Annotated in this window: 1 protein-coding gene and 1 pseudogene; both read right to left on the bottom strand. The window is 49.0% G+C overall.

The window, feature by feature from the left end; all coding sequences use genetic code 11:
• Positions 1-983: hypothetical protein (locus tag ACRC27_RS03105; protein WP_438639174.1), on the bottom strand; the 983-nt coding region annotated here is incomplete at its 3' end.
• A 243-nt stretch (positions 984-1,226) separates the two neighbouring features.
• A pseudogene (locus ACRC27_RS03100) lies at positions 1,227-1,517 on the bottom strand (N-acetylglucosamine-binding protein GbpA); the annotation flags it as partial.

Raw genomic sequence — 1,517 nt, 5'->3', positions numbered from 1 at the left:
CCCTGAACCAGCAAAGCCAGCCCGATCAGTAGGGTATCCCCCCAATCAGGATGTTGCTGTTCAAGCACCTGAATCTGGGCAAAAGCATCAGTATTGCTGTCAATCTTGGCCAGTTGTGCAATCAGGGTCTGTAACCCTTGATGCCCCTGCACTACCGCCCACTCTGCACAATGGCGCAAACACTGATAGGCTTCATGGCTGTGCTCTGGCGCACGGGGATCACGCGGGTAATGGTGATCAGTATTGAGCAATACAGCGCCCAGCAAGGTCACAAAGCTCGGGGCTGTACCACTCACGGCAGGAAAGCCCTGTTGTAGGGTGTGGCGCAGTGCGGTTAGCCCTTCCCGACTCCAGATAGAAAACCAGTGATCCGGTGGCAGCGTACCGGAGTTGCATAGCTGGGCATCCGCCTGCCATGCCTGTCGGGTGAGGTGATTAGGCAGCAAATTGGCAAATTGGTCGGCTTGTTGCCAAAAATCGGGATCACACTCGCTGCGAATTTGGCTTAACAGCGCATGCTGATAAAGCGTAGCGCGCCACTGATCAGGCAGATACGGTAATCCAGCCCACAACAGCGGTGAACAACTGAGTAAATCTAACCAATAGCTGATCTCTGCAGCATCATTCTCTACAGCATGGGAAAGTGTAGTGGGTGATGCTGCCCAGCATGCCAGTAGCTGATGCAAGCTTGCCATCAGACTGTCATCTTCAGAGGTTTGCAGCGGTTGCAGCAATTTTCCGCACTGCCATAACCGTAAGACAATCCAGATACCCGATCCGCTGAGCTGATAGGTTGCATCAGTAGGGTGCTGATCGAGCAGCCCGTAATCGAGCATCTCATCAATAACCGGTTGCACAACTAAAGGGTGTGCTAATGACTGGGTAACCTGAACCCTCTGGCATACTTGCTCCACTGATAAGGTGTAGTGATTTGTAGCCAAACATAGAAGTTCAATATGTAAAGGGTGAAGTTTCAAAGCCATCAGACATCCTGCGCAACACTAAACAAACATCGTTCAGCATGCCTTAGAGTTGGGGCGATGTTCAAGGAAAAAGAGGGAAAGAATTGCCAGACTTGTTACAAAAAAAGGATTTTTATTGGCAGAATGGAATAAATACGGTGAAGCGCCCGTTCTAATGACAAAAACCCCGCGCATGCGCACGGGGTCTGCTTGGGGTCGGATTATTTAATTACCATAACCCTACCGTTATCACTGGAAAAAAGATTACTTCTTCTCAATCCAGGCATCTTGCCAGTTTGAACCTACACCCGGCTCATAATGGGTAGCATTGTTGTTCCACTGAATACAATAGCCACTGTATGGGAAAGGCTTACACTCATACACTTTACCGGTTTTTGGTTGCAGTACAGTAGTACCTGCTTTGTAGGTATTAAGTGATTGTGGGAAAGTAAAATCATACTCGCCTGATGGCTCTTCTGGGCCAGTCGATTCTTCTTCCAGCGTAAAGTCAGCACTCTTTTGAATGACTTTTTGATCTTTGTTGCTCGCCTTAAC

The sequence above is a fragment of the Plesiomonas sp. genome (assembly GCF_051650925.1).
Classification (GTDB): domain Bacteria; phylum Pseudomonadota; class Gammaproteobacteria; order Enterobacterales; family CAMTGL01; genus Plesiomonas.
This window is presented reverse-complemented; position numbering and strand designations above follow the sequence as displayed.